This is a genomic window from Pseudoalteromonas lipolytica, from assembly GCF_003515105.1.
GTDB classification, from domain to species: domain Bacteria; phylum Pseudomonadota; class Gammaproteobacteria; order Enterobacterales; family Alteromonadaceae; genus Pseudoalteromonas; species Pseudoalteromonas lipolytica.
On record NZ_CP032090.1, the window covers coordinates 2,300,326 to 2,326,606 of the forward strand.

General features: G+C 43.1%; 23 protein-coding genes and 10 tRNA genes. 29 read left to right on the top strand and 4 right to left on the bottom strand.

All coding sequences use genetic code 11. The annotated features are described in order from the left end of the window. Position 1: 1 nt before the first annotated feature. The 11 genes from ychF (at position 2) to D0907_RS10500 (ending at position 2,773) form a co-directional block, all read left to right on the top strand. Complete coding sequence (gene ychF / locus D0907_RS10450) at positions 2-1,093, top strand: redox-regulated ATPase YchF (protein WP_036967393.1); 1,092 nt, start codon at positions 2-4, stop codon at positions 1,091-1,093. A gap of 453 nt (positions 1,094-1,546) precedes the next feature. Beyond that, positions 1,547-1,623: transfer RNA gene (locus tag D0907_RS10455), tRNA-Met, on the top strand. Between the two features lie 60 nt (positions 1,624-1,683). Continuing rightward, positions 1,684-1,768: transfer RNA gene (locus D0907_RS10460), tRNA-Leu, on the top strand. A 35-nt stretch (positions 1,769-1,803) separates the two neighbouring features. Then, positions 1,804-1,878, top strand: a tRNA-Gln gene (locus D0907_RS10465). Positions 1,879-1,882: 4 nt separating this feature from the next. Continuing rightward, positions 1,883-1,959: transfer RNA gene (locus D0907_RS10470), tRNA-Met, on the top strand. 86 nt (positions 1,960-2,045) lie between these two features. Beyond that, a tRNA-Leu gene (locus D0907_RS10475) sits at positions 2,046-2,130 on the top strand. Positions 2,131-2,170: 40 nt separating this feature from the next. Next, positions 2,171-2,245 (top strand) — tRNA-Gln (locus D0907_RS10480). A gap of 65 nt (positions 2,246-2,310) precedes the next feature. Next, positions 2,311-2,395 (top strand) — tRNA-Leu (locus tag D0907_RS10485). A gap of 40 nt (positions 2,396-2,435) precedes the next feature. After that, a tRNA-Gln gene (locus D0907_RS10490) sits at positions 2,436-2,510 on the top strand. Positions 2,511-2,575: 65 nt separating this feature from the next. After that, positions 2,576-2,660: transfer RNA gene (locus D0907_RS10495), tRNA-Leu, on the top strand. 38 nt (positions 2,661-2,698) lie between these two features. Then, positions 2,699-2,773 (top strand) — tRNA-Gln (locus D0907_RS10500). Positions 2,774-2,970: 197 nt separating this feature from the next. Here the strand turns inward: D0907_RS10500 and D0907_RS10505 are convergent. Continuing rightward, positions 2,971-4,140, bottom strand: coding sequence for an FAD-dependent oxidoreductase (locus D0907_RS10505; RefSeq protein ID WP_074989680.1), 1,170 nt, complete (start codon positions 4,138-4,140; stop codon positions 2,971-2,973). A gap of 258 nt (positions 4,141-4,398) precedes the next feature. On the opposite strand from D0907_RS10505, the gene miaB reads away from it, so the two are divergent. From miaB to lnt, 5 genes are read left to right on the top strand one after another with little or no spacing between them, the layout of a single operon-like run. Continuing rightward, complete coding sequence (miaB, locus tag D0907_RS10510) at positions 4,399-5,844, top strand: tRNA (N6-isopentenyl adenosine(37)-C2)-methylthiotransferase MiaB (protein WP_036967384.1); 1,446 nt, start codon at positions 4,399-4,401, stop codon at positions 5,842-5,844. 50 nt (positions 5,845-5,894) lie between these two features. After that, complete coding sequence (locus D0907_RS10515) at positions 5,895-6,947, top strand: PhoH family protein (protein WP_074989681.1); 1,053 nt, start codon at positions 5,895-5,897, stop codon at positions 6,945-6,947. Further along, a complete protein-coding gene (gene ybeY, locus D0907_RS10520; RefSeq protein WP_036967379.1) occupies positions 6,944-7,399 on the top strand; it encodes an rRNA maturation RNase YbeY in 456 nt (151 codons plus the stop codon). The genes D0907_RS10515 and ybeY overlap by 4 nt, the downstream gene beginning before the upstream one ends. Positions 7,400-7,421: 22 nt before the next feature. Beyond that, entirely contained in the window at positions 7,422-8,306 is an 885-nt protein-coding gene (corC, locus tag D0907_RS10525; protein WP_036967376.1) for a CNNM family magnesium/cobalt transport protein CorC, read from the top strand. Beyond that, positions 8,287-9,840 (top strand): apolipoprotein N-acyltransferase, encoded by a 1,554-nt coding sequence (lnt, locus tag D0907_RS10530; RefSeq protein WP_177222593.1) that lies wholly within the window; start codon positions 8,287-8,289, stop codon positions 9,838-9,840. The genes corC and lnt overlap by 20 nt, the downstream gene beginning before the upstream one ends. A 136-nt stretch (positions 9,841-9,976) precedes the next feature. Here the strand turns inward: lnt and bamJ are convergent, their stop codons facing one another. The 3 genes from bamJ to D0907_RS10545 all read right to left on the bottom strand — a co-directional run bounded on the left by bamJ (position 9,977) and on the right by D0907_RS10545 (position 13,380). Then, positions 9,977-10,453: a BamJ family beta-barrel-assembly machinery protein gene (gene bamJ, locus D0907_RS10535; protein WP_074989683.1), complete on the bottom strand. Its 477-nt coding sequence runs from the start codon at positions 10,451-10,453 to the stop codon at positions 9,977-9,979. Then, entirely contained in the window at positions 10,450-12,852 is a 2,403-nt protein-coding gene (locus D0907_RS10540; RefSeq protein ID WP_065978076.1) for a Lon protease family protein, read from the bottom strand. The genes bamJ and D0907_RS10540 overlap by 4 nt, the downstream gene beginning before the upstream one ends. Before the next feature lie 69 nt (positions 12,853-12,921). After that, positions 12,922-13,380, bottom strand: a complete 459-nt coding sequence (locus D0907_RS10545; protein ID WP_074989684.1) for a zinc ribbon-containing protein — start codon at positions 13,378-13,380, stop codon at positions 12,922-12,924. A gap of 176 nt (positions 13,381-13,556) precedes the next feature. On the opposite strand from D0907_RS10545, the gene leuS reads away from it, so the two are divergent. The 13 genes from leuS (at position 13,557) to lipA (ending at position 26,271) form a co-directional block, all read left to right on the top strand. Further along, on the top strand, positions 13,557-16,145 hold the full coding sequence (gene leuS, locus D0907_RS10550) for a leucine--tRNA ligase (RefSeq protein WP_075593703.1): 2,589 nt from the start codon (positions 13,557-13,559) through the stop codon (positions 16,143-16,145). A 1-nt stretch (position 16,146) separates the two neighbouring features. Then, a complete protein-coding gene (locus D0907_RS10555; RefSeq protein ID WP_065978078.1) occupies positions 16,147-16,638 on the top strand; it encodes an LPS-assembly lipoprotein LptE in 492 nt (163 codons plus the stop codon). Beyond that, complete coding sequence (gene holA, locus D0907_RS10560) at positions 16,638-17,678, top strand: DNA polymerase III subunit delta (RefSeq protein WP_065978079.1); 1,041 nt, start codon at positions 16,638-16,640, stop codon at positions 17,676-17,678. Before D0907_RS10555 ends, holA begins: the two co-directional genes overlap by 1 nt. Positions 17,679-17,690: 12 nt before the next feature. Continuing rightward, positions 17,691-18,326 (top strand): nicotinate-nucleotide adenylyltransferase, encoded by a 636-nt coding sequence (nadD, locus tag D0907_RS10565; protein ID WP_065978080.1) that lies wholly within the window; start codon positions 17,691-17,693, stop codon positions 18,324-18,326. Between the two features lie 56 nt (positions 18,327-18,382). Beyond that, positions 18,383-18,700, top strand: coding sequence for a ribosome silencing factor (gene rsfS / locus D0907_RS10570; RefSeq protein WP_036967352.1), 318 nt, complete (start codon positions 18,383-18,385; stop codon positions 18,698-18,700). Positions 18,701-18,728: 28 nt separating this feature from the next. Then, the gene (gene rlmH, locus D0907_RS10575) at positions 18,729-19,199 is read left to right on the top strand and encodes a 23S rRNA (pseudouridine(1915)-N(3))-methyltransferase RlmH (protein ID WP_036967350.1); all 471 of its coding nucleotides are present in this window, start codon (positions 18,729-18,731) and stop codon (positions 19,197-19,199) included. Positions 19,200-19,207: 8 nt separating this feature from the next. Next, the gene (gene mrdA / locus D0907_RS10580) at positions 19,208-21,088 is read left to right on the top strand and encodes a penicillin-binding protein 2 (RefSeq protein ID WP_036967349.1); all 1,881 of its coding nucleotides are present in this window, start codon (positions 19,208-19,210) and stop codon (positions 21,086-21,088) included. Beyond that, positions 21,085-22,191, top strand: a complete 1,107-nt coding sequence (gene rodA / locus D0907_RS10585) for a rod shape-determining protein RodA (protein ID WP_036967346.1) — start codon at positions 21,085-21,087, stop codon at positions 22,189-22,191. Before mrdA ends, rodA begins: the two co-directional genes overlap by 4 nt. Further along, a complete protein-coding gene (locus tag D0907_RS10590) occupies positions 22,191-22,961 on the top strand; it encodes a septal ring lytic transglycosylase RlpA family protein (RefSeq protein WP_036967342.1) in 771 nt (256 codons plus the stop codon). The genes rodA and D0907_RS10590 overlap by 1 nt, the downstream gene beginning before the upstream one ends. 54 nt (positions 22,962-23,015) lie before the next feature. After that, positions 23,016-24,176, top strand: coding sequence for a serine hydrolase (locus D0907_RS10595; RefSeq protein WP_036967339.1), 1,161 nt, complete (start codon positions 23,016-23,018; stop codon positions 24,174-24,176). Positions 24,177-24,357: 181 nt separating this feature from the next. After that, complete coding sequence (gene ybeD / locus D0907_RS10600) at positions 24,358-24,636, top strand: DUF493 family protein YbeD (protein ID WP_036967336.1); 279 nt, start codon at positions 24,358-24,360, stop codon at positions 24,634-24,636. A gap of 19 nt (positions 24,637-24,655) precedes the next feature. Then, a complete protein-coding gene (gene lipB, locus D0907_RS10605) occupies positions 24,656-25,309 on the top strand; it encodes a lipoyl(octanoyl) transferase LipB (RefSeq protein ID WP_083202698.1) in 654 nt (217 codons plus the stop codon). Beyond that, positions 25,306-26,271, top strand: coding sequence for a lipoyl synthase (gene lipA, locus D0907_RS10610; RefSeq protein WP_036967331.1), 966 nt, complete (start codon positions 25,306-25,308; stop codon positions 26,269-26,271). Before lipB ends, lipA begins: the two co-directional genes overlap by 4 nt. Positions 26,272-26,281: the final 10 nt, after the last annotated feature.

Sequence of the window (26,281 nt, forward strand, 5' to 3'; positions counted from 1 at the left end):
TATGGGTTTTAAATGTGGCATCGTTGGCTTGCCAAACGTTGGTAAATCAACATTATTTAATGCACTAACTAAAGCGGGAATTGAAGCCGCTAACTTCCCTTTCTGTACCATTGAGCCGAACACAGGTGTGGTACCGGTGCCTGATGCACGCTTAAATGCATTAGCCGAAATCGTAAATCCGCAACGCATTTTACCAACAACGATGGAATTCGTTGATATTGCAGGCCTTGTAAAAGGCGCTTCAAAAGGTGAAGGTTTAGGTAACCAGTTCCTTGCGAATATTCGTGAAACTGATGCAATCGGTCATGTAGTGCGCTGTTTTGAAGACGAAAACATCGTTCACGTTGCCGGCACTATCGACCCTGCTGACGATATTGATGTCATTAACACCGAATTAGTACTGGCTGATATGGACAGCGCTGATAAAGCAAGTTTCCGTAATGCGAAAAAAGCGAAAGGTGGCGATAAAGATGCAAAAGAACAAAACGCTGTTCTCGAAAAAGTAAAAGCACACCTTGATGAAGGTTTAACGTTACGTTCTTTAGAACTAACAAAAGAAGAAAAAGCAGCTATTAAGCCTTTAAACTTCTTAACAATTAAACCAACAATGTACATCGCAAACGTAGCAGAAGATGGTTTTGAAAATAATCCATACCTAGACAAAGTGCGTGAAATCGCAGCTGCAGAAGATGCGGTTGTTATTCCTGTCTGTGCGGCTATCGAATCAGAGCTATCTGAGCTTGAAGAAGAAGACAAGCTTGAGTTTATGGCTGACTTAGGTCTTGAAGAGCCGGGCCTTAACTTAGTGATCCGTGGTGGGTACGAATTACTTAAATTACAAACCTACTTCACAGCAGGCGTAAAAGAAGTACGTGCATGGACAATTCCTGTCGGCGCAACAGCACCACAAGCGGCAGGTAAAATTCATACTGATTTCGAACGTGGCTTTATCCGTGCACAAACTATCGCTTTTGATGATTATATTGAGTTCAAAGGTGAAAGCGGTGCGAAAGAAGCAGGTAAAATGCGTCAAGAAGGTAAAGAGTACATCGTGAAAGACGGTGATGTTATGAACTTCTTATTTAACGTATAAGTTGTGTAGCACACTCTCTTTAAAAGGCTCGTTATCACGAGCCTTTTTTGTTTTCTGAATTGACACCACGACGCGCAGGCTATTTTTAGCGCTGTAAACAGAGCCATTTTATCTATTTGCTCTGTGTATAGTATTCTACTCCTATCACTGTAAATACGTTTATGTGTTATAAAAACTCTCAACAAAATAGTTTTTAAATTTACACACTTAATTTTTGTATGAAAATCAAACAGATTAAAAGTGGGCTTTTATTAGCAACAATACGTAATATACTTTTAGTGGTGTCTTTGTCTGTCAAAAAAACAGCAATTTAAATAAAATTTAGCCGCTTAGCTTAATTTTAATGCAAACAAACCCTGTTAAGCGTTTTTTTGCAAAAAAGGTGTTGACGGATTTAGGTCATATCAGCATAATACGCCCCGCACTCAGCGATGAAGTGCTAACAAAAAAGATGGCTAAGTAGCTCAGTTGGTTAGAGCACATCACTCATAATGATGGGGTCACAGGTTCAAATCCCGTCTTAGCCACCATTCTTTTTGTTGCTCAATGAAGAGTTAAAAATAACTACCAGTGTTTTTTAAACACAAAATGCGGGAGTGGCGGAATTGGTAGACGCGCTGGATTTAGGTTCCAGTAACTTCGGTTGTGAGAGTTCAAGTCTCTCCTTCCGCACCATGTTCTGATAAGAACTAAAATTATCAAATTTTTGTTGGGATATCGCCAAGCGGTAAGGCAGCAGGTTTTGATCCTGCCATTCCCAGGTTCAAATCCTGGTATCCCAGCCACAATGGCTAAGTAGCTCAGTTGGTTAGAGCACATCACTCATAATGATGGGGTCACAGGTTCAAATCCCGTCTTAGCCACCATTCTTCTTTTAGAATGGCTCTGCAGGAGTTTAAACTGCACTCAATGAAGAGTTAAAAATAACTACCAGTGTTTTTAAACACAAAATGCGGGAGTGGCGGAATTGGTAGACGCGCTGGATTTAGGTTCCAGTAACTTCGGTTGTGAGAGTTCAAGTCTCTCCTTCCGCACCATGTTCTAGATAAGAACCAAAACTATCAACTTTTTCTTTGTTGGGATATCGCCAAGCGGTAAGGCAGCAGGTTTTGATCCTGCCATTCCCAGGTTCAAATCCTGGTATCCCAGCCACTTTCTCTACCAAGAGAGTGAATAAGAAAAACTCTGTATAGAGTATAAAAATGCAATTTAATGATGCGGGAGTGGCGGAATTGGTAGACGCGCTGGATTTAGGTTCCAGTAACTTCGGTTGTGAGAGTTCAAGTCTCTCCTTCCGCACCATGTTCTTGATAAGAACCAAAACTATCAACTTTTTCTTTGTTGGGATATCGCCAAGCGGTAAGGCAGCAGGTTTTGATCCTGCCATTCCCAGGTTCAAATCCTGGTATCCCAGCCACTTTCTCTACCAAGAGAGTGAATAAGAAAAACTCTGTATAGAGTATAAAAATACAACTTAATGATGCGGGAGTGGCGGAATTGGTAGACGCGCTGGATTTAGGTTCCAGTAACTTCGGTTGTGAGAGTTCAAGTCTCTCCTTCCGCACCATGTTCTTAAGTAGAACTAAAACTCTTCAAGTTTAGCGTTGGGATATCGCCAAGCGGTAAGGCAGCAGGTTTTGATCCTGCCATTCCCAGGTTCAAATCCTGGTATCCCAGCCAACTTCCTTTCTAATTTCTAATTTCTAATTTCTAATTTCTAATTTCTAATTTCTAATTTCTAATTTCTAATTTCTAATTTCTAATTTCTAATTTCTAATTTCTAATTTCTCCAAAATTTAATTCATTTTATTTAGCGCAAAAAAAACAGGCTAATTTTCATTAACCCGTTTCTTTATCGTTTATGTGTATTATTTTGTTTAACTGAGTGTCCCACTAATGGCATATTTTAATACCCAGTTCTTAGCCGGGCCAATATTGTTCGCTAGTTTTAAAAACTTACTACGTGCCCAACTGAGTGGCTGTAGTTCATTTGAGAATCCGAAGTAACAGGCATCCATCATACTCATCATAAGTAAATTAGCGCGACGACGTTTCTTCTCATACTGCTTTAATACCGCATGCTGACCAACATCATCGTGGCCAGCAAGAACCTCTGCAAGTGCAACCACATCTTGAAAACCTAAATTAACCCCTTGGCCTGCCAAGGGATTAATAGTGTGTGCTGAGTCGCCCACTAAGACTAAGCGCCCTTGCGAATAATCATTTGCGTGCTGACGAGCCAATGGAAAAACAGCATGCTCAAGTAACTCAAATTCACCCGGCAACTCAGGAAAATGCGCAATGAGTTGGGCTTTTAGTTGTTCTGTGGGGAGTTTATTCCAACGGTTTAAAACCGACGCGTTGTGGTAACAAATTAAATTTGCATACGGGGCTTGCATAGGCAAAAACGCCACAGGGCCCGTTGGCGTAAATTGTTGCCACGTTTTAACTTGTTGCGGCGCATCCAGTTTAATTAACACACCCATACAGTGTTGACCATATTGCCACCCTGTTACACCTAAGCCAGCTTTGCTACGTAATTGTGATTGTCCGCCATCTGCAGCAACCACTAAATCAGCCGTATATTGGGTGTCACCGTAATGAAGCGTGATTGAATCACTCTCTTGGCTTATCGCTGTAACCGGTGTTGTCTGCTCAATAACCTCAATGCCATATTGAGAAAATTGCTGCCAAAGACTCGCTTGAATTAGGCTATTTTCGATTAAATGACCCAGATGTGTTTCACCAATATCATGGCAATCAAACAATAAGTTTTCGCCTTGTTGCTGATACGCCTCAAGCTGTTGGTATGGAGCGATACGATTTTGGCGCAATAACGGCATTGCCCCCAGCTCATCAAGTAAGTTTTCTGAAAAACGATTAATAGCCGAAATGCGAATATCCACCTTATCTGAACTGAGAATGTCATCAGCATCGATAAGGTGCTTTTCAATAATAGTGACGTCCCTGCCCTGCTGTGCCAGTTTAACAGCTGTGGCAGCACCTACCATGCCACCACCAACAACAATTACCTTATTTTTCTTCATTTAATAGTCGCTCATTTGGCTATTTGAATACGGCATAAATTGTAACGTAATTCACTAAACTGTGTCAGTGCATTTACGCGTTAAGAATTTTAAAACAGTGACTTGTTTGATTTCACACCACAAAGATAAAAACTATACTTGGATCTGTGCGGGTATCCAGCTAAAATACGCGTCCTTTAAGTCGGCATTAAAGCCGCTTAATCATGTTTCTAACACATTTTTGTGTCACTACCGAATTGAAAACGAGGCTATATTTCAATGAGTAAAAAGCTGCATATTAAAACCTGGGGTTGTCAGATGAACGAGTACGACTCTCAGAAAATGGCGGATCTACTGGATGCGACTAACGGCTATCAGTTAACTGATGAAGCTGAAGATGCAGATGTGATCTTACTCAACACCTGTTCAATTCGTGAAAAAGCGCAAGAAAAAGTATTCCACCAGCTAGGCCGTTGGAAGCTATTAAAAGACGATAAACCTGACCTTATCATTGGTGTAGGTGGCTGTGTAGCGTCACAAGAAGGTGACTCAATTCGTCAACGTGCGCCGTTTGTCGATGTAATTTTTGGCCCGCAAACGTTACACCGTTTACCAGAGATGATTAAGCAAGTGCAAAGTGGCGACAGTACATCTGTTGTTGACGTATCATTCCCTGAAATCGAAAAGTTCGACCGTTTACCTGAGCCAAAAGCAGAAGGCCCAAGTGCGTTCGTATCGATTATGGAAGGCTGTTCTAAATACTGTACTTTCTGTGTTGTGCCATACACGCGCGGTGAAGAAGTAAGCCGTCCACTTGATGACGTACTACTCGAAGTCGCCCAGCTCGCAGAGCAAGGCGTGCGTGAAGTAAACTTACTAGGTCAAAACGTAAACGCTTACCGCGGTGAAACGCATGATGGCGAAATTTGTTACTTCTCTGACCTACTGCGTTATGTTGCCGCGATTGATGGTATTGACCGCATTCGTTACACCACTTCGCACCCAGTAGAGTTTACTCCTGACATCATCGATGCATATGCCGATGTACCAGAGCTTGTCGACCACTTACATTTACCAGTGCAAAGTGGCTCTGACCGTATTCTTAATTTAATGAAACGTGGTCATACAGCTCTAGAGTACAAATCAACGATTCGTAAATTACGTAAAATTCGCCCTAACTTAAGCATGTCTTCTGATTTTATCATTGGTTTCCCTGGCGAAAGCAAAGCAGACTTTGAAGCAACAATGAACCTTATCAATGATATTGGTTTTGATATGAGCTTCAGCTTTATCTACAGTGCACGCCCTGGTACACCAGCAGCTGATTTACCGGACGACGTATCAGAGCAAGAGAAAAAAGAGCGTTTATACCTTTTACAAAACCGTATTACGCAAATGGCACAGCAAATCAGTCGCCAAATGTTTGGCACTGAACAGCGAATCTTAGTTGAAGGTCCTTCTAAGAAGAACCCTATGGAGTTACGTGGCCGTACTGAAAACAACCGTGTGGTTAACTTTGAAGGCCCACATTCAGTGATCGGTCAATTCGTTGATGTACGTATTACTGAAGCGTTGCCAAACTCTTTACGCGGTGAATTAATTCGTACAGAATCAGAAATGAACCTGCGCCGTGATATTGCGCCATCGTCTATTCTTAGTAAAGCAGCCGAAGCAGACGCTGCACAAGCCCCTAACGAAATTGGCGTTGCAACTTTCGTCCCTTAGGGTGAATTTTGGTGCTGGCCTTTGCCAGCACCCATCAATAGGAAGCAATTTTGAGTAATCAATTAAAAACTTTAGAGATTTATTTAGAACCCGCCGACAACAAACGCCTTTCATCTTTATGTGGTCCGTTTGACGAAAACATCAAACAAATTGAACGCCGACTAGGTGTTGAAATTGCCCATCGCGATAATTTTTTTAGAGTCACTGGTAAACTTCACTGTGCAGCAGCCAGTGTCGAAATCTTAAAAAACCTTTATGTTGATACTCAACCAGTTCGTGGTGAAATTGGCGAAATTGAACCCGACGCTGTGCACTTAGCGATTAGCGAATCAAACGCCCTTGATCAAGACGACAACCCGGGCGTTTATGGTAAAGACATGGTGATAAAAACTCGCCGTGGCGTTATTAAACCGCGTAACGATAACCAAGGCGTGTATGTGGCTAATATTCTGCATCACGATATTACCTTTGGTATTGGCCCTGCAGGCACAGGTAAAACCTACCTTGCCGTTGCTGCTGCTGTTGATGCACTGGAGCGTCAAGAAATTCGCCGTATTCTGCTTACTCGCCCTGCCGTTGAAGCAGGTGAAAAACTGGGTTTCTTACCTGGCGACTTGAGCCAAAAAATCGACCCTTATTTACGCCCTCTTTATGATGCATTATTTGAAATGCTCGGCTTCGAGCGCGTTGAAAAACTGATCGAAAAAAATATTATCGAAGTAGCACCGTTAGCGTACATGCGTGGACGTACATTGAATGACGCATTTATCATCCTAGATGAAAGCCAAAATACCACCGCAGAGCAAATGAAAATGTTCTTAACCCGTATTGGTTTTAATTCTAAGGCCGTTATTACAGGCGATATCACCCAAGTAGATTTACCGCGTGGTGCGCGCTCGGGCCTTCGCCATGCGATTGAGGTACTTAACGGTGTCGATGAAATTAGCTTTAACTTTTTCCAATCACATGATGTGGTACGCCACCCTGTTGTGGCGCGTATTGTTGAAGCCTATGAGCGCAACGATGAAGCTGAACGTTTAAAACGGGCTGAAAAACAACGCGCAAAAGAAGCACAAGCAAACCAACAAGAAGCAAACTCGTGACCGAATTAGATTTACAAATAGCGTGTGAGTTTGACAACTTACCAAGCTTTGAACAATTTCAACTGTGGGCTGATAAAGCCCTCAGTCACTACCGTGAAGATGCTGAACTGACAATTGTGATCAGTGATGAAGCACAAAGCCAACAACTCAATAATGACTACCGTGGTAAAGATAAACCGACTAATGTCTTATCGTTTCCATTTGAAGCCCCCCCTGGTATTGAGTTACCTTTAGTGGGTGATTTAATCATATGTCCAGCTATCGTTTTAGCTGAGTCAATTGAGCAAGAAAAAACCTTTCACGACCATTTTGCCCATATGGTGATCCATGGATGCTTGCATTTACTTGGATTTGACCATATAAAGGACGAAGATGCACTCGAAATGGAAAGCATAGAGAAGCAATTACTTGCCGATCTGAACATTGCTGACCCATATCGAGACGATATTTAAATTTACGGAGCAATTAGACGCAATGAGCGACGACAACTCGCAAACTAGCCAGGGTTCTTCTGGTAAAACGTGGCTGGGCCGCATAGCCCAGATGTTACAAGGGGAACCCCAGAATAGAGAAGAGCTGGTAGAAGTAATTGCCGATGCGCAAGAACGCGACCTTATCGACCCTGAAACAAAAGAAATGATTGAAGGGGTATTAGGTGTGTCAGAACTAAAAGTTCGAGACATCATGATACCACGTTCTCAAATGGTGACGCTTGAAATTGACGCCCCATTAGAAGAGCTACTCCCGATGATGGTTGACTCTACACATTCTCGTTTCCCCGTGGTTTGTGAAGATAAAGATCACATCGAAGGTATATTACTCGCAAAGGATTTATTGCCTTTAATTCTAAATAAAGATGAACTATTGCCATCACTACGTGACTATTTACGTCCTGCGATGGTGGTTCCTGAAAGCAAACGAGTTGATACGCTGTTAAATGAGTTTCGTCAACAACGTTATCACATGGCCATCGTCATTGATGAATACGGGGGTGTGTCAGGATTAGTAACCATCGAAGATATTCTCGAAATCATTGTGGGTGAAATAGAAGACGAACACGATGAAGAAGAGGAACAACAAGATATTCGACAAGTTGCGAAACATGTTTACGCAGTTCAAGCTCTAACACCTGTTGATGACTTTAACGAATATTTTAAAACGGGTTACAGCACCTCTGACGCCGATACAATTGGTGGTACGGTTTTACATGCGTTTGGTCATATGCCAAGCCGTGGTGAGACGATAGACATTGAAGGCTTACAATTTAAAGTCACCAATTCTGACAATCGTCGCATCTTACAATTGCAAGTCACCATTCCTAAGGCTGATGATAACGACAGTGAAGAAACTGCTAACTAACCTCTGCGTTCTTGCAAAAGATAAAAAAGCCTGGCTCGCACTTATTGCGGGCCTCTTTTTAACCTTAAGTTACGCCCCCTTTAATCTGTGGCACATTGCCTTTCTTTCTCTTGGTGCACTGCTTTATTGCATCAACCCTCTTGCAAACGGTAAAGACGCAGCAAAGCGCAGCGCAAAATATGGCTTCATCTTTGGTTTAGGGTGGTTTGGTGCCGGTATCAGCTGGGTGCATGTTTCAATAGCCACCTTTGGTGGAATGCCATTAATTGCCTCTCTTGGTTTAATGGGTATTTTATGCGCCTACCTTGCACTTTATCCAGCTTTAGCTGCTTGGCTTAGTACTCGACTGGCTTCAGGGCCCTATAGTTTTGTGTGCTTATTATTGGCAAGTATTGCGGTCACTGAGTATCTGCGTGGCACGCTACTGACTGGGTTTCCATGGCTTAGTTTTGGCTATACACAAACAGACAGCCCACTAAACTTTTTAGCCCCTGTGATTGGTGAGTTTGGTATCACGCTTATATGTGTATTAATCGCCTTTGCGCTATATCGCTTAATAAGTAAAGACATTAAACCTTTGATAGTCTCTGTCGCCGTGCTCATTGGCTTATATTTTATTGCAGGTAACAGCCCAGTTAAATACCAAGATAAAACGATTAAAACCGTGCTCGTACAGGGTAACATCAAGCAACATTTACGGTTTGAGCCGTCTGAGTTTTGGAATACCATGAGCAAATACCAAGACATGACACGCCTGCATTGGAATGCTGATTTAATCGTTTGGCCTGAAGCCGCCGTGCCTGAGCTAGAAGCCCTTGCGACGCAATATTTATCTGGCCTTGACAGTGCCGCAACATTTAATAACACCGCACTTATCACTGGCATTGTTGATTACCAGTACGACACCCGCAATATTTTTAATACCCTCATTGTACTTGGTAAAAAAGAGCCCAGTGACAATGAAGGTCACTATCAGTATTTAGGGCATAACCGCTATCAAAAGCATCAATTGTTACCCATTGGTGAGTTTGTGCCATTTCAAGATTTACTGCGCCCTATTGCTCCCCTATTTGACTTACCAATGTCATCGTTCACCCGTGGTGATGAAGTACAAGATAACTTGCGCGCCAATGGTTTAAATATTTTGCCTGCTATTTGCTACGAAATTGCCTTTGCCGATTTAGTGCGTGGAAACTACAGAAGTGATTCTGATATTTTGTTTACTGTTAGTAATGATGCCTGGTTTGGAGATTCTCATGGGCCGCATCAGCATATGCAAATAGCCCGTATGCGCGCCCTTGAGCTTCAGCGCCCGCTTATTCGCGTAACGAATACCGGTATTAGCGCTGTGTACGACCCTATCGCAAAATCGCAATTGAGCATGCCACAGTTTAAAGCCGATGTGCTTGAAGCGAATATCACCCTAATTCAAGGTGACACGCTATACAGTCGTTTAGGTAATTGGCCGGTATGGCTGGCTGTTTTATTACTAACTGTCATAGGGTTAATAAGAAAAACCAAAGCAAACGCGTAAAGAATACGACTGCGTTTAATTGGAGTGCTATTTTGAGGCTATACCTAATGGGTATAGCCTCATTAATCCCGCGGAATTAAATCAAAAAAAGGGCTCCATTTATGAAGCCCTTTCTTTTTTGTCGTTTGGCTGGCGCTTACGATTCAATCTTAAGAAGTTCAACCTCAAATATTAGTAACGAGCCTGGCGGAATGCTACCAACACGTTTACGCCCATAGGCAAGCTGTGGCGGGATATAAAAGGTGAACTTATCGCCTTCGCTCATTAGCTGTAAGCCTTCAGTCCAGCCGGCAATCACTTGGTTTAAACCAAAGCTAATTGGCGAATTGCGTACGACTGAACTGTCAAATACACTGCCATCCATGAGCGTACCATGGTAATGCACATTCACCTTACTGCTAGTATGTGGCTTAGCTTCATTACCCGCGCTGTGCTCAATTTTGTATTGCAGCCCAGATGTTGTTTCATGGACATCATCAGCTTTACCATTTGTCGCTAAAAAATCAGCGGCCAAAGTTTCATTTTCAAGTGCTTGTAATTTCGCTTTTTTGCTATTTTTAAAAATCAAAAAACAAAATACACCTATGACCAATAAAAGAATTAAGTTAATCATTCCGCTTCCTTTTCATCATCATTATCGCCATTAACAATATCGGCAATGTTTGCAAGTCGGGCTAATGCTAAGGCATTAATAGAGCCGTCTTGATAGCCCTGCTCCGTCATTTCACCCGCGTCTTTGTCCATTAATAGACTTAACGCCTGGTCTACTGTTTCAACGGCATAAATATTAAAGCGGCCTTTTTCAACGGCGTCGAGCACTTCATCATCAAGCACCAGGTTCACTTGGTTTGACTTTGGAATGATCACGCCTTGCTCGCCCGTTAAGCCACGCATTTTACAGAGTTTAAAGAAGCCTTCGATTTTCTCGTTAACACCACCAATAGATTGCACGTCACCATGTTGGTTAATTGAGCCTGTAAGCGCAATTGACTGGCTAATAGGTAAGTTGGTTATTGCCGAGATAAGCGCACAGAGCTCGGCCAGTGACGCACTATCACCGTCGATATAACCGTAACTCTGTTCAATCGCGATATTAGCACTGAGCGTTAAACTAAATTGCTGCGCATATTTGTTACCTAAGTAGCCCGTTAGAAGCATCACGCCTTTTGAGTGAATTGCTTTACCCAGCTCGGCCTCACGCTCAACGTCAATGACCCCATCGGCACCAGCATAAACCGTGGCAGTTATACGTGCAGGCGTACCAAACGATGTATCACCGATATGCAGCACCGTTAAGCCGTTTACTTTACCCACGGCCTGACCTTCGGTAGCAATGAGGATCTGCCCCTCTTTAATATCGCTAAGCATGGTTTCTGAAATTTGCCCAGTACGGTACTGTTTACCAAGAATGGCTTCATCAATGTGGTGCGCATCAATCAGTGTATGTCCATCTTGCTTGGCATAAAAACTGGCTTCGGCCACCAACTCAAGGACATCTGCAAAACGTGCAGACAGCTTATTTTGATGCTCAGCTTGGCGATAACTAAACTTGAGTAAACGTGCCATTGCCGCTTCGTTTGCAGTGCAATTTAAGGTTTTCTCACAGTATTCAGTCACTTTGGTAATAAACTGGTACTGCAGCTTATCGCTGCTTGGTAAGTAATAATCAAAGTCAGCAAGCACACGAAACAGCTCAGCAAACTCTTCATCGTACTCACCAATGGTGTAATACAAATCACGTGAACCCAGCAGCACAATTTTTACATCCAGCGGAATAAGCTGCGGACGTAAAGTAAAACTGCTCCCCACTGAACTGTCTTGATACGGTAAGTCGTTCTTAATTTGATGCGTTTTTAAAGACAATTTTAGGCCATCCCACACTTGTGGATTCGCCATTACTTTTTCAGCGTCCATAATCAAGTAGCCGCCATTAGCACGGTGCAGTGCACCCGGCTGAATTGAGCGATAACTGGTTATGAGCGAGCCCTGCGATGTCGCGTATTCAATTTTGCCAAAAATATTGCCAAACGTTGGGTTAGGCTCGTAAACAACAGGCGCTGCATCCCCTTCTTTAAATTCGACTAAAATATTGGGGGCGAAAAAGTCGGTTAGCATGCCCTTACGGTCAAAATCTTCTTTGTTTTCGTCGTTGTCATCATCGTCGAGCCACTCCAGCACCGCATCAATGATTTCTTCACGTATGTCTTTTAAATAACGCAGCACGCCAATATGCGTTGCATATTTGTGCTCGAGCGCTTTAATAAGTGGCTTGGTCGCTAACTCAGCCGTTGATTTTTTAAGATTACGCAGTTTTTCAGATGATTCACGTTTCCAACGCGGTAACTCAATCAGCGCTTCGATTAACGCATCTTCGAGCTTTTCAATCACGTCATAAAATTCAATACGCAATGGCTCTTCGAGTGCCGCAAACTCACTGTCGCTTAATTGCTTACCATTAACCAATGGTGCAAACCCCACCACGCCATTTTCTTCGATAAGCGCTACACTTTGCTCAAGCGCGGCAATTTCTACTGCGGTTATAGCTGCATCGTAAGTATCGGTGAATTCACGGTCTATTGATTTCTTCTTACGCTGATAACCTGGGTTATCGAATGCAGCTGGGAATGTATCAAGCACTTCATCAATAAATGAATCAATATCATCTGCAAGCTGCTTGCTTTGCCCAGCTTGCATAAACAGCGCGATAGGCTCGCGGTGGTCGTCGTAATTATTGACATACAGCCACTCATTAGGCGTTGGGCGGCCTTTTGAATGGGCTGTTAGCTTGTCTTTCACTAAGGTAAAACGACCCAGTGCAGCCTCACCCATAACATAAACATTGTAACCAGGTAGCTCCATACCTAATGAAAAATCGAGCGCACTTTGAGCACGTTGTTGGCCAATAAACGTTAAAGCCTCTGGGTATGGATTATTCATGCAGGTAGCAACATGACTGGCGGCAATTTCTGGCGCTAAGGTAGAGACTGGCAATGGGATTAGTTTTTTTGTCATTCTAACTTCTTATTTCCCAGGATTAGCTGGGCATTATGGGTAACGCCCAGCTTTTGCTTGCGTTACAGATTAAGGTTGTAATGCCTTACGGCTAAAGTAAATACCACCGCATTCAGTACAAGGGGTAATTTGAGTAGCATGGTAAACATCGTAACTATGTTGGCAATTTTTACATACTAATGTGCCCATGGCTATCCATTCTCCCTGATGATAGACACCATTGTGCTTAAAATCTTGATTTAGGGCCTGCCATTCTAACTGGGTTTTGTCTTCGATGTGCGATAACTCGTACCAAAGCGACTCTTTTAGTTCAAGCCACGCTAAGGAGTCATAATGTTTATCGTTTTCTTTGATATGATCAATATCGCGTTTAAGGTAGTCGCGATACAGCTCAAGTTTTTCTTTTCCTAGATCTTTAAGTGCCTGCTCAGATTCAACAAACTTCTCCATTGCCTCCTTCAACTCGTGGTCTTTTACATCTTTAAGCCATGCACTTAAATCGCTGAGCCATGTTTTATAATCTGCCATCGTTTACTCCTTCAAAAGTGATGAAAAATCAATACTTACTATAGTTGAGTATAGGTTAACCTGCCCTGAAAGTGATAATTTCGGAAAAGCCCTTATTTGCCGCTGTGATTAGCCTGTATTTTGGGTTATCCTTAGCGACAATTTTTTATCAATTTGCAAGAAGTCTGGAATCGTAGATGCAAGAGCAATATAACCCGCAAGACATAGAGTCAAAAGTACAAGCCTACTGGGATGAAAACCAAGTATTTAAAGTCACTGAAGATGAGAGCAAAGAAAAGTATTACTGCTTATCAATGTTCCCATACCCAAGCGGCCGACTGCATATGGGTCACGTTCGTAACTACACTATTGGTGACGTAGTATCACGTTTCCAACGCTTGCAAGGTAAAAACGTAATGCAACCTATGGGTTGGGATGCGTTTGGTCTTCCAGCTGAAAATGCCGCAATTAAAAATAATACGGCACCGGCTAAATGGACATACGAAAACATTGACTACATGCGTAACCAATTAAAGCAATTAGGCTTTGGTTATGACTGGGATCGCGAAATCGCGACGTGCCACCCAGAGTACTACAAATGGGAACAATGGTTCTTCACTAAGCTTTATGAAAAAGGCTTAGTATACAAAAAGATGTCAACAGTAAACTGGGATCCAGTTGACCAAACAGTGCTTGCCAACGAGCAAGTAATTGATGGTCGTGGCTGGCGTTCAGGTGCGATTGTTGAGCAAAAAGAAATTCCACAATGGTTCATCAAAATCACTGATTATGCTCAAGAGCTTTTAGATGATTTAGATAAACTTGATCACTGGCCTGAGCAAGTTAAAACCATGCAACGCAATTGGATTGGTCGTTCTGAAGGCTTAGAAATTGAATTCAAACGTGCCGACAACGATGACACATTCCGTGTTTACACAACACGCCCAGATACCTTTATGGGTGTGACTTACGTTGCTGTAGCAGCCGGTCACCCAATTGCACAAGAAGCGGCTAAAAATAGCGATGCTGTTGCGATGTTTGTTGATGAGTGTAAAAACACCAAAGTTGCTGAAGCCGACATGGCAACCATGGACAAAAAAGGCATTGCAACTGGCTTTTACGCAATCCATCCATTAACAGGCAAGCAAGTCCCTATTTGGGTCGCTAACTTTGTACTCATGGACTACGGTTCAGGTGCGGTAATGGCGGTGCCTGCGCATGACCAACGTGACTACGAGTTTGCAAGTACTTACGGCCTAGAAATTACGCAAGTTATTGCACCAGCAGCTGGCAGCGAAGATACGGTTGACCTTGCAAATCAAGCTTTCACAGAAAAAGGCGTGTTAGTAAACTCAGGTGAGTTTGATGGTCTGGAGTTTGATGCGGCATTTAATGCGGTAGCAGACAAGTTAGAAGCACTGGGCGTTGGTGAGCGTAAAGTAAACTTCCGTTTACGTGACTGGGGCGTGAGCCGTCAGCGTTACTGGGGTTCTCCAATCCCTATGTTAAGCGACGAAAATGGCCAAGAGATTGCCGCTACTGAAGACATGTTACCAGTACGCTTACCTGAAGATGTGGTTATGAATGGTGTTACATCGCCAATCAAAGCGGATCCTGAATGGGCTAAAACAACCGTAAATGGCGTACCTGCATTTCACGAAACTGATACATTCGATACCTTTATGGAATCATCGTGGTACTACGCACGTTACTGTAGCCCTCGTTTTGACGAAGGAATGATTGAGCCTGGCGCTGCAAACTACTGGTTACCTGTAAACCAATACATCGGTGGTATTGAGCATGCGATTTTACACTTACTTTACTCTCGCTTTTTCCACAAACTATTACGTGATTTTGGCTTAGTTAACTCTGACGAGCCATTCGAGCGTTTGCTGTGCCAAGGCATGGTATTAGCAGAAACGTTCTATCGTAAAGATGAGAAAGGCGGTGATGTGTGGATATCACCAACCGACGTACAAACTGAAACTGACGAAAAAGGTCGTGTGACAAAAGCATGGCATAAAGTAGATGGTGAGCCGGTATTCTCTGCAGGCATGAGTAAAATGTCGAAATCGAAAAACAACGGTATCGACCCACAACAAGTTATTGCCGAATACGGTGCCGATACGGTACGTTTATTCATGATGTTCACAGCACCTCCAGAGCAAACTCTTGAATGGTCTGATTCAGGTGTAGAAGGCGCAATGCGTTTCTTAAAACGTGTTTGGAAATACGCAGTCGATGTTGAAACCGTAGGTTATCAAGCACTTGATAAAGCCGCTTTAAGCAACGATCAAAAAGTACTTCGTCGTGAGCTTCATAAAGCCATTGCAAAAGTGACCGATGATGTTGAGCGCCGTCAAACGTTCAACACAGCAATTGCTGCCATTATGGAACTTTCAAACAAGTTATTAAAAGCGCCACTTGCTGATAAACAAGATGTCGCGATAGCAAACGAAGCGCTTGAAGCATTACTTATCATGCTTGCACCTATTACGCCGCACATGTGTCATCAACTATGGCAAGACCTTGGCAAAGAAGGTGACATCTTAGATGCTTCTTGGCCAACCGTGGATGAGTCGGCACTTGTTGAAGATGAAAAGCTAATCATCGTACAAGTTAACGGCAAGCTTCGTGCTAAGTTAACAGTGCCAGCAGATGCCACTAAAGAGCAAGTTGAAGCCCTCGCCTTCGCAGAAGATAATGTGACTAAATTCACAGACGGCGTGACAATCCGTAAAGTAATTTACGTACCAGGCAAGCTTCTGAATGTGGTTGCTAACTAAGATGGCAGCGCTTCATGCACTGAAAAACAGACTAGCTTTAGTGCTAGTCTGTTTACTGGTAACAAGCTGTGGCTTTCATTTAAAGAAAGCCTCTAACTTACCGGATGACTTAAAGGTGATCTCGCTGGTTGGTGATGACGAAAAATCAACCCTGTTCGAGTTAGTCGAAAAAGAGCTAATAGCAAGTAAAGTAGAATTTGACCACGGCGACAGTTCAACGCCTGAGCTCACTATTCACAAAGACCGCTTAGAGCGACAAATATTGTCGTTATTTGATAACGGTCAGGTCGCAGAATATGAGCTTGCTTATAGTGTCAGTTACACCCTTAAACGACCAGGCCAAGAAGCGGTTAACCAACGTTTTGAGCTGTATCGTAACTACCAAGACGATCCTGATAACGCACTTGCAAAAGCCAAAGAACTTGAGCTGCTGCTGAGTGAAATCAGAAAGCAAGCAAGCCGCCGTATTGTTAGAGAGTTATCGCAACTGTAATGCGTTGTTATGCGAATCAACTCACCAGCCAACTAAAAAAAGGCCTCGCCCCTTTCTACATGGTGTTTGGTGAGGAGCCCTACCAAATAGCGGAATGCGTATCACAGATACGTCAAGCAGCTAAACAGCACGGTTTTGACGAAGTCATCAAATTCACATTGATGCAGGGCTTTGATTGGCAAGAGATTATTGCTCAATATCAAAGTATGTCACTGTTCAGTGCACGCACCCTGATTGAATTTGATTTAAACGAGCAAAAACCGGGCACCACGGGCAGTCAAATATTTAAACAGCTCACTGAGCTGGTCAATGATGACACTATTTTAGTGTTAAAAGGCGCCAAAGCCAGCCAAGATATCCAGCGTAGCGCTTGGTTTAAAGCACTCGATAAACAAGGCATCTTTGTGCCTTGTTATCCGCTAACAGGCAATCACCTAACCCGCTGGTTAGATGAGCAATGTTATCGTTTAAATTTAAACCTGCATAACAATGCTAAGCAAAGCCTCATAGAAGCAACTGAAGGCAACCTACTTGCGTGTCATCAAGAGCTTGAAAAGCTCTCACTGCTTTATGGCAGTGACTTAGTTGACCAACAAGCCGTTATGCAAGGGCTGCTCAATCAATCAAAGTTTGATATTTTCGATTTGAGCGATGCATTACTCAAAGGTCACGCTGAGCAAGCAGTCAAAGTCATGACCAAACTCGCTGCGGATAATACCGAAGCCATGAGTATTTTTTGGGCTATTAATAAAGAAGCCAGCAACCTACTTGCTATGCAGCATGCCAGACTAACGGGCGCCAATATGACTGACTTATACAAGCAGTTTAATATTTGGAAGAATCAACAAGCGACAATCCAACACGCGCTGAATCGTTTAAACAGCAAAGTACTTGAGCAAATAATTAAACAACTCGCTCAATTTGATGCCGCTTACAAACAAGGTAACTTAATTGCCCCTTATCAAGCGTTGACTCATATTTGTTTAGTGTTTTGTCAGCCGTTATCAATCCCCTTACCTTGTCATCCACATTCTGACTGAGAGTCGTAACTGATGATTGCTATTTTCGGTGGCACGTTTGATCCCATTCACTTAGGTCATTTAAATATGGCTGAACAGTGTGTTAAACAGTGCCAATTGAATACCCTCTATTTTATGCCTTGCGCTATCCCCGCTCATAAAGCAAAACCGGGGATAAGCGACGAGCATCGGATTAATATGCTCAAGCTTGCGATAGCGTCTAACCCGCAATTTGCCATCGACTACAGAGAACTTAACCGCAGCGGTGCATCGTATTCATTACTGAGCTTAAAAGAGCTTCGCAGTGAACACCCGACCGCCCCTATTCTGTTTTTAATCGGCATGGATTCGTTTAATAACTTAGATAAATGGTATCAATGGCAAGAAATAGTCACACTGTGCCATATCGTGGTGTATCAGCGCCCTGGCCAAATATGCCATGTTGAGGGTGAACTGGCCGTTTACAAAGCCGATGCGTTGACTGACAAACTCGCGCAACTAAAACAATCACCTGCTGGCAAGTTATTCTTTTTAAATGGCTTACAAGTTGATGCTGCATCGAGTCAGATTCGAAAACAATTATATTTAAATGAACAGGCCGCGGAACTTTTACCCGCTAGCGTCAGTCAATACATTGCGCAGCATCATCTTTACCAAACAGATGAATAAATACTATCTGCGTGATAAAATAACACATTACGATTATTTACTTTTGAGAAAACACTTTGGATTCTAAACAACTACTCGCATTTGCCCTTGATAAAGTCGACGATATGAAAGCCCGTGACGTGGTACAACTTGATGTTCGTGGAAAATCTGACATTACTGACTACATGGTGGTGTGTTCAGGTAATTCTAAACGCCACGTTCAGTCTATTGCTGATCATGTCGCGAAAGAAGCACGCCATGCTGGTGAAGAGCCACTCGGCTACGAAGGCCAAAATGAAGGTGAATGGGTACTGGTAGACCTCGGTGATGTGGTTGTGCATGTAATGCAAGACCAAACTCGCGACTTCTATGATCTAGAAAAACTTTGGGGTTAACCCTTAGCAAGGACATAGGTAAAGCATTTTGAAGATACAATTGATTGCCGTTGGCACGAAAATGCCAGCATGGGTAGAAACTGGGTTTACGGAATATCAACGCCGGTTTCCGCGTGATATGCCGTTAGAACTCATTGAAATCCCAGCAGGAAAGCGTGGTAAAAATGCGGATATCAAACGTATTTTACAACTTGAAGGTGAAAAGACATTGGCGGCTATCCCCAAAGGAAACCGCATTGTTACACTTGAAGTAACCGGTAAGCCGATGGATACGCATCAGCTCGCTAAAAGTATGGAAAAATGGCAGCTTGATGGCCGAGATGTCAGCCTACTGATTGGCGGTCCTGAAGGGCTTGCACCTGAGTGTATAGCAGCCTCTGAGCAAAAATGGTCTTTATCGAACCTAACGCTACCGCATCCGTTGGTGCGTATTATTGTTGCTGAAAGCCTTTATCGTGGCTGGAGCTTAAATAACAACCACCCTTATCATCGCGAGTAGTAAAGCCCATGCGAAAACACAGACCCACCATTCGAGACCACTCGGCTGAAGCAAATTTATTTGCCCGTCGAGCATTTGTGGGTTTTGTGTTTGTTACCCTGCTTATTGGTGTCTTGTTATCAAATTTATATAACATTCAGGTTATTGATCACCAAGACTATCAAACACGTTCAAACGACAACCGCATAAAAGTAATACCAATTGCGCCTAATAGAGGCTTGATTTACGACAGAAATGGGGTGTTACTTGCCGAGAACAAACCCGTTTACAACCTTGAAGTCATTCCTGAAGAAGTTGATGATCTTGACAAAGCACTGGCTGCTGTTGAGCAACTAATTACGATAAGCGAACAACAAAAAGCCGACTTTTTAGACGATATAAAACATAATCGCCGCTTTAAAAGCCAAGTGCTTAAAGCACGGTTAAACGAAACCGAAGTAGCCACGTTTTCAGTAAACCAACATAAATTTCCAGGGTTCAGTATTGAAGCGCGTTTAGCACGCTATTACCCGTATGGCGATACACTCACTCATGCCTTAGGTTATGTTGCCAAGCTAAACAAAAAAGAACTCACTAAACTTGAAGCCGAAGACCAAGCAACGAATTACCGCGCCACTCATGACATTGGTAAGCTTGGTATCGAAAAATACTATGAAGAGTTACTACACGGTGTTGTTGGCTCACAACGCGTTGAAGTAAACAACCGTGGTCGCGTTATCCGTACTCTCAGTCTGACTCCGCCTGAGCCGGGCCATGACTTAGTGTTAACCTTGGACATTGGCTTGCAACAAATAGCCCAGCATGCCTTAAAAGACATGCGTGGCGCAGTGGTCGTGCTTGATGCAAAAGATGGGGGCGTGCTGGCAATGTATTCAAACCCAAGTTATGACCCAAACTTATTTGTGCATGGCATTAGCAGTAAAAACTACAAAGAATTATTAAATCCAGACCGCCCACTTATTAACCGTACTACGCAGGGTCGCTATGCTCCGGCATCGACGGTTAAGCCCCATATGGCCATTTTAGCCCTCGAAGAAGGTTTGGTAACAGAACAAACACAGATGTGGGATCCGGGCTTTTTCCAAATTCCGAATGTTGAACACAAATGGCGTGACTGGAGACGTTGGGGCCATGGTCATGTCGATGTTTACAAAGCGATTGAGGAGTCATGTGATACCTACTTTTACGATGTTGCCTACCGACTAGGCATCACTAAAATCAGTGACTTTATGACTCAATTTGGCTTTGGCGAGCTCTCTGGTATTGATATTCATGAAGAAACAACGGCAATTATGCCATCTAAAGAATGGAAAGAAGCCCGTTTCAGAGAATCATGGTGGCGAGGCGATACAATCTCGGTGGGTATCGGACAAGGTTATTGGACCGCGACCCCGATGCAAATAGCCAATGCAACTAACATTTTGGTTAATAAAGGCATTGATCATCCACCTCACCTTGTGCAAGTAGCCAAAAAAGAAAACGAAGTAACGCAAATCAATAATGATGAAAAGCCCCCTGTACAACTTAAAAACCCACATCATTGGCAAATAGCCCTCGATGCAATGCACAACACAGTGCATAAAGTAACCGGTACAGCACACAAAGCGTTTAAAGGTGCAACCTATGACCCAGCGGGTAAAACCGGAACGGCGCAGGTAGTCAGTATTGCTCAAGGCGAGCGATATGATGCAGAATCACTCAAAGAACGCCAACGAGATAACGCAATATATGTTGGCTTTGCCCCTTATAATGACCCACAAATTGTGGTGTCGGTGGTCGTCGAAAATACCGGTGGGGGAAGTACTGTTGGTGCGCCAATTGCGCGCCAATTAATGGATTACTACTTTTCTGCTAACCCTATAAAACTTGCTCAAAGTGATGCGCCATGATCCCATTAAATAAAAAACGCTCGATTTGGCAGCGCCTTCATCTTGATGTACCTTTGCTGATTGCGCTCATGCTCATGATGGTTGCAAGCCTTGCTATTGTATACAGTGCCAGTGGTCAAGATTCTGCGATGATGATCCGCCATGCTACACGTATGTTTGGTGCTGTACTGGGCATGTTTATTCTGGCGCAGTTTTCACCGAATACCTTAAAAAGCATGGTCATTCCTCTGTATTGCTTGGGCTTATTAATGCTCGTTGGCGTGTTATTCTTTGGTGTCAGCTCCAAAGGCGCGCAACGTTGGCTTAATTTAGGTATCACGCGTTTCCAGCCTTCCGAATTAATGAAGATAGCCGTGCCAATGATGGTTGCCTGGTACATTGGCCGTAATCACCTGCCACCACGCGCGATTCATTTAATCATTGGTTTTGTAATTGTGATGGTGCCGACCATTTTAATTAAAGAACAACCAGACCTAGGAACGTCAATCTTAATTGCCAGTTCAGGTATATTTGTGTTGTTTTTATCAGGCTTAAGCTGGCGCTTAATTGGCTTTTTCTCAGCCGTTGTTGCACTCGCTGCATGGCCATTTTGGCATTACGGAATGCATGACTATCAACGTCAGCGAGTACTCACCTTTTTAGACCCTGAAAGTGACCCTTTAGGCTCGGGTTATCACATTATTCAATCAAAAATAGCCATTGGTTCCGGGGGAATTGAAGGTAAAGGCTGGTTGCAAGGGACCCAATCGCAACTTGAGTTTTTACCCGAACGCCATACTGACTTTATCTTTTCGGTACTCAGTGAAGAATTTGGTCTATTTGGTGTTTGCTTACTGCTGTGCATGTATTTATTTATTATTGGTCGTGGCTTGTACATTGCCGTAAATGCACAAGACGCATTTGGTAAACTACTCGCTGGAGCCTTAACCCTGACTTTCTTTGTCTATGTGTTTGTGAATATAGGAATGGTTTCTGGCCTATTACCTGTCGTTGGTGTCCCCTTACCCTTAATTAGTTACGGGGGGACTTCTATGGTGACCCTGATGGCTGGATTTGGCATTATTATGTCTATCGCCACCGATAAAAGGATGCTGTTAAAATAATGACCCACTTAATAAATGCCCTTTTAATCGCGCTTATCTGTGTTGTCCTCAGCGCATGTAGCTCACCGTCGTCACAACAAGGACGCTATGCAATGCAGCATGATGCAGCGCCACTGCGAACACCGACAGAACTTGAAATGCAAGATGCTGTGGTCACTGCTGTTATCAAAAGCGCCAGTGCAAGCCGCCCCTACGAGGTGAGAGGAAAGCGCTACACGCCCATGCTAGATGAAACGGGCTACTCAGAAGAAGGCATCGCTTCTTGGTATGGTCGAAAATTTCACAACTACCACACTTCGAACGGCGAAATATACGATATGTTTGCCATGACTGCAGCTCACAAAACACTGCCGCTGCCAAGTTTTGCTCGCGTCACGAATTTAGATAACGGCAAATCAGTGATTGTGCGTGTTAATGATCGCGGCCCTTTTCATGACGATAGACTGATCGATTTATCTTATTCTGCAGCATATAAGCTTGGCTACTATCGTCAAGGTACAGCCCGTGTTAAGGTTGAAGCCATTACACTTGCAAATTCTGCCCCTCGTTTAAGTTACATACAGGTTGCAGCGGGAAGTACTCTTTCTAATGTCGAAGCGCTCGCGTTTCAACTTCGCCAGCAATACCATGTGCCAACAAACATTGTTGAAAAAGACGGGATCTATCGTCTGCGTCTAGGGCCAATTAAAGATGCTGCAGAAGCACAATCCGTTTTAGATAAATTAAAACAAAACCAATTTCAGAACGCGTTCTTGCTTTACAGTGAGTAAGACCTTTAGAATAGGTTAACGCGACATGTTTAACTTCAACCATTAATGAGTACGATGAAATCTATAAAATATAAAATCTTAAGTGGCGTTTGTGGCCTTGTTTGCACTGCTAGCGTATTTTCTGCAACAGCCCAAATCATCCCCGCCCCACCTCAAGTTAATGCTAAAGGTTACTTTTTGGTTGATTTCACCACAGGAAAAGTAATTGCCGAAGGCGAAGCTGATACAAAACTAGCACCAGCAAGTCTGACCAAAATGATGACCAGTTATGTCATTGGTACAGAAATTAAAGCAGGTAATATCTCACCGACCGATATGGTAACAGTGAGCGAAAAAGCATGGGCAAAGAACTTTCCAGAGTCATCAAAAATGTTTATCGAAGTGGGTAAACAAATCAGTGTTGATGATCTTAACCACGGTATCATAATCCAATCAGGAAATGATGCGTGCGTAGCAATGGCAGAGCACATTGCAGGCAGCGAAAGTGCATTTGCTGATTTAATGAATGCCCATGCTGAAAAACTAGGCATGAGCAACAGTCACTTTGTTAATAGCCATGGTTTAGATACCAACGAGCACTTTACCACGCCACGTGATATGGCAACATTAGGCGCTGCACTTATCCGTGACGTACCTGATGAATATGAAGTTTATGCAAAAAAATCATTTACTTATAACGGCATTAAACAATACAACCGTAACTCATTGTTATGGGATGAGAGCTTAAACGTAGACGGAATTAAAACAGGCCATACCTCAGAAGCGGGTTATAGCTTAGTTACCTCAGCAACCAAAGATGATATGCGTTTAATTGCAGTTGTAATGGGAACTGAAAGCGAGCGTGCACGTAAGGTAGAAAGTAAAAAACTACTTAACTACGGTTTCCGTTTCTTCGAAACAATCACACCCTATAAAGCAGGTGACAGTTTTGCAGAGCAACGTATTTGGATGGGTAATAAAGAAAACGTATCGTTAGGTATTTTAGAAGATACACCCATTACTATCCCACGCGGTCAACGTAAAAACTTAAAAGCGAACTTTGAGCTGGATAAAACCTTAGAAGCCCCACTGGCGAAAGGCACTAAAGTAGGCACTCTTTTCTTACAGCTTGAAGGTGAAGAAATTGCGCAATATCCACTTGTTACCTTAGAAGAAGTGGAAGAAGGTAGCTTCTTTAGCAAAATTTACGATTACTTACGTTTACAAATAATGTAAACCCGTAAAAAAGATTATAAACGCCTTGCACTGCAAGGCGTTTTTTTTTGCCTGAAAAATGATAGAATGCGCCCCATATCAGTCGCGCTGGGTCGAGTGCGTCGTAATCCAGTTTGCTTAACGCCAAGAAATGGCAAAGAAAACGTCTATTAAGCAGACCATTGTTTGAGGAGTCACCGTCGTGGTTCAACCTGTAAAAGATACTAAGTTTGACGAGTATTTAGATTTCCCTTGCCCATTCACATTTAAAATCATGGGCTTAGCTAATGTAAATCTGACAGATCAGATCCTAGAAAAGCTGCAACCCATTGCACCGGGCGATTACGCACCTAAGATCAAACCAAGCAGTAAAGGGAATTATGAGTCAGTCACACTTGTTGCTACGGTAACAAGCAAAGAGCACATCGAAGAAATCTATAACGTGATCAGCAACATCGATGACGTACGTCATATGCTATAGACTGATTACGGAGTAAGTCGTGAGCGAGAGAGAATTAATCGTTCGCCAATTAGGGCGACAGCGTTACATGCCAATTTGGCAAAAAATGCAATCATTTACCGATACCCGCGATGAGCACACAGCTGATGAAATTTGGCTTGTGGAACACGAACCTGTTTTTACACAGGGTCAGGCAGGTAAGGCAGAGCACCTTTTAAACACCGGTGATATTGAAGTGATTCAAGTAGACCGAGGTGGTCAAGTGACCTATCACGGACCGGGTCAACAAATGATGTACGTGCTGTTTAACCTTCGCCGTTTAAATATTGGCGTTCGTGAACTCGTCACTTGGTTGGAAGAGTGTATTATCGATACACTTAAAGATTATGATATTGAAGCCTATGCAAAGGCGGATGCACCTGGCGTTTATGTTAACGACAGTAAAGTTGCATCGTTAGGCTTACGCGTTCGTCGCGGCTGCTCTTTCCATGGTTTAGCACTGAATGTAAATATGGACCTAAGCCCATTTTCACGTATCAATCCATGCGGTTATGCTGGTATGAACATGGTGCAGACAACCGATCTCAATGGCCCACAGAACCTAGAGCAAGCAGGTTCAGGGCTTATTAAACACATGATTAAAAAGCTTAATGCTACTGTGGTTAAGCACACTGAAGGGTTTGAAAACGAATGAATAAACCAGTCAAAATGGAACCAGGCGTAAAACTGCGTGATGCTGAGAAAATGGCGCTGATCCCAGTGAAAGTTTTACCAACAGAAAAAAACGAAATGTTACGTAAGCCAGAATGGCTTAAAATTCGTTTGCCAAAATCAACAGAGCGTATTGATGGTATTAAAAGTGCCATGCGTAAACACGGCTTACACTCTGTGTGTGAAGAAGCATCGTGCCCTAACCTATCAGAATGCTTTAATCACGGTACAGCAACCTTTATGATTCTTGGTGCAATTTGTACGCGTCGCTGCCCGTTTTGTGATGTTGCGCATGGGCGTCCATTAAAGCCTGATGCGGCAGAACCAGAAAAACTAGCTCTAACGATTAAAGATATGAAGTTAAGCTATGTTGTTATTACGTCTGTTGACCGTGATGACCTACGTGATGGCGGTGCACAACACTTTGCTGACTGTATTCGTGAAATTCGTAAGCATAACCCAAATATCACCATTGAAATTCTAGTACCTGATTTTCGTGGCCGTATGGACAGAGCGCTTGATATCTTAATTGAAACGCCGCCAGATGTGTTCAACCACAACTTAGAAACGGCACCACGATTATACAAACTAGCGCGTCCGGGGGCTGATTATAAATGGTCATTAGAGCTACTTCGTCGCTTTAAAGAAGCGCACCCAGAAGTGAAAACAAAGTCTGGCCTAATGGTCGGTCTAGGCGAAGAAATCAGTGAGATTGAAGAAGTATTACGTGATTTACGTGAACATAACGTAGATATGCTCACGGTAGGTCAATACTTACAGCCTTCAAAGCACCACTTACCGGTTAAACGCTACGTGCCACCAGCCGAGTTTGATGGCTTAAAAGCTTATGCTGACGAAATTGGCTTCACACATGCTGCATGTGGCCCGTTTGTTCGCTCAAGCTACCATGCTGATCAACAGGCAGCAGGTAAAGAAGTTAAATAACACTTCTTAT

Bases quoted from the DNA above. Each gene is read 5' to 3' on its own strand.
- ychF (WP_036967393.1), top strand. From the start codon at position 2: ATGGGTTTTAAATGTGGCATCGTTGGCTTGCCAAACGTTGGTAAATCA.
- D0907_RS10505 (WP_074989680.1), bottom strand. From the start codon at position 4,140: ATGAAGAAAAATAAGGTAATTGTTGTTGGTGGTGGCATGGTAGGTGCT.
- miaB (WP_036967384.1), top strand. From the start codon at position 4,399: ATGAGTAAAAAGCTGCATATTAAAACCTGGGGTTGTCAGATGAACGAG.
- corC (WP_036967376.1), top strand. From the start codon at position 7,422: ATGAGCGACGACAACTCGCAAACTAGCCAGGGTTCTTCTGGTAAAACG.
- bamJ (WP_074989683.1), bottom strand. From the start codon at position 10,453: ATGATTAACTTAATTCTTTTATTGGTCATAGGTGTATTTTGTTTTTTG.
- D0907_RS10540 (WP_065978076.1), bottom strand. From the start codon at position 12,852: ATGACAAAAAAACTAATCCCATTGCCAGTCTCTACCTTAGCGCCAGAA.
- D0907_RS10545 (WP_074989684.1), bottom strand. From the start codon at position 13,380: ATGGCAGATTATAAAACATGGCTCAGCGATTTAAGTGCATGGCTTAAA.
- leuS (WP_075593703.1), top strand. From the start codon at position 13,557: ATGCAAGAGCAATATAACCCGCAAGACATAGAGTCAAAAGTACAAGCC.
- D0907_RS10555 (WP_065978078.1), top strand. From the start codon at position 16,147: ATGGCAGCGCTTCATGCACTGAAAAACAGACTAGCTTTAGTGCTAGTC.
- holA (WP_065978079.1), top strand. From the start codon at position 16,638: ATGCGTTGTTATGCGAATCAACTCACCAGCCAACTAAAAAAAGGCCTC.
- nadD (WP_065978080.1), top strand. From the start codon at position 17,691: ATGATTGCTATTTTCGGTGGCACGTTTGATCCCATTCACTTAGGTCAT.
- mrdA (WP_036967349.1), top strand. From the start codon at position 19,208: ATGCGAAAACACAGACCCACCATTCGAGACCACTCGGCTGAAGCAAAT.
- rodA (WP_036967346.1), top strand. From the start codon at position 21,085: ATGATCCCATTAAATAAAAAACGCTCGATTTGGCAGCGCCTTCATCTT.
- D0907_RS10590 (WP_036967342.1), top strand. From the start codon at position 22,191: ATGACCCACTTAATAAATGCCCTTTTAATCGCGCTTATCTGTGTTGTC.
- D0907_RS10595 (WP_036967339.1), top strand. From the start codon at position 23,016: ATGAAATCTATAAAATATAAAATCTTAAGTGGCGTTTGTGGCCTTGTT.
- lipA (WP_036967331.1), top strand. From the start codon at position 25,306: ATGAATAAACCAGTCAAAATGGAACCAGGCGTAAAACTGCGTGATGCT.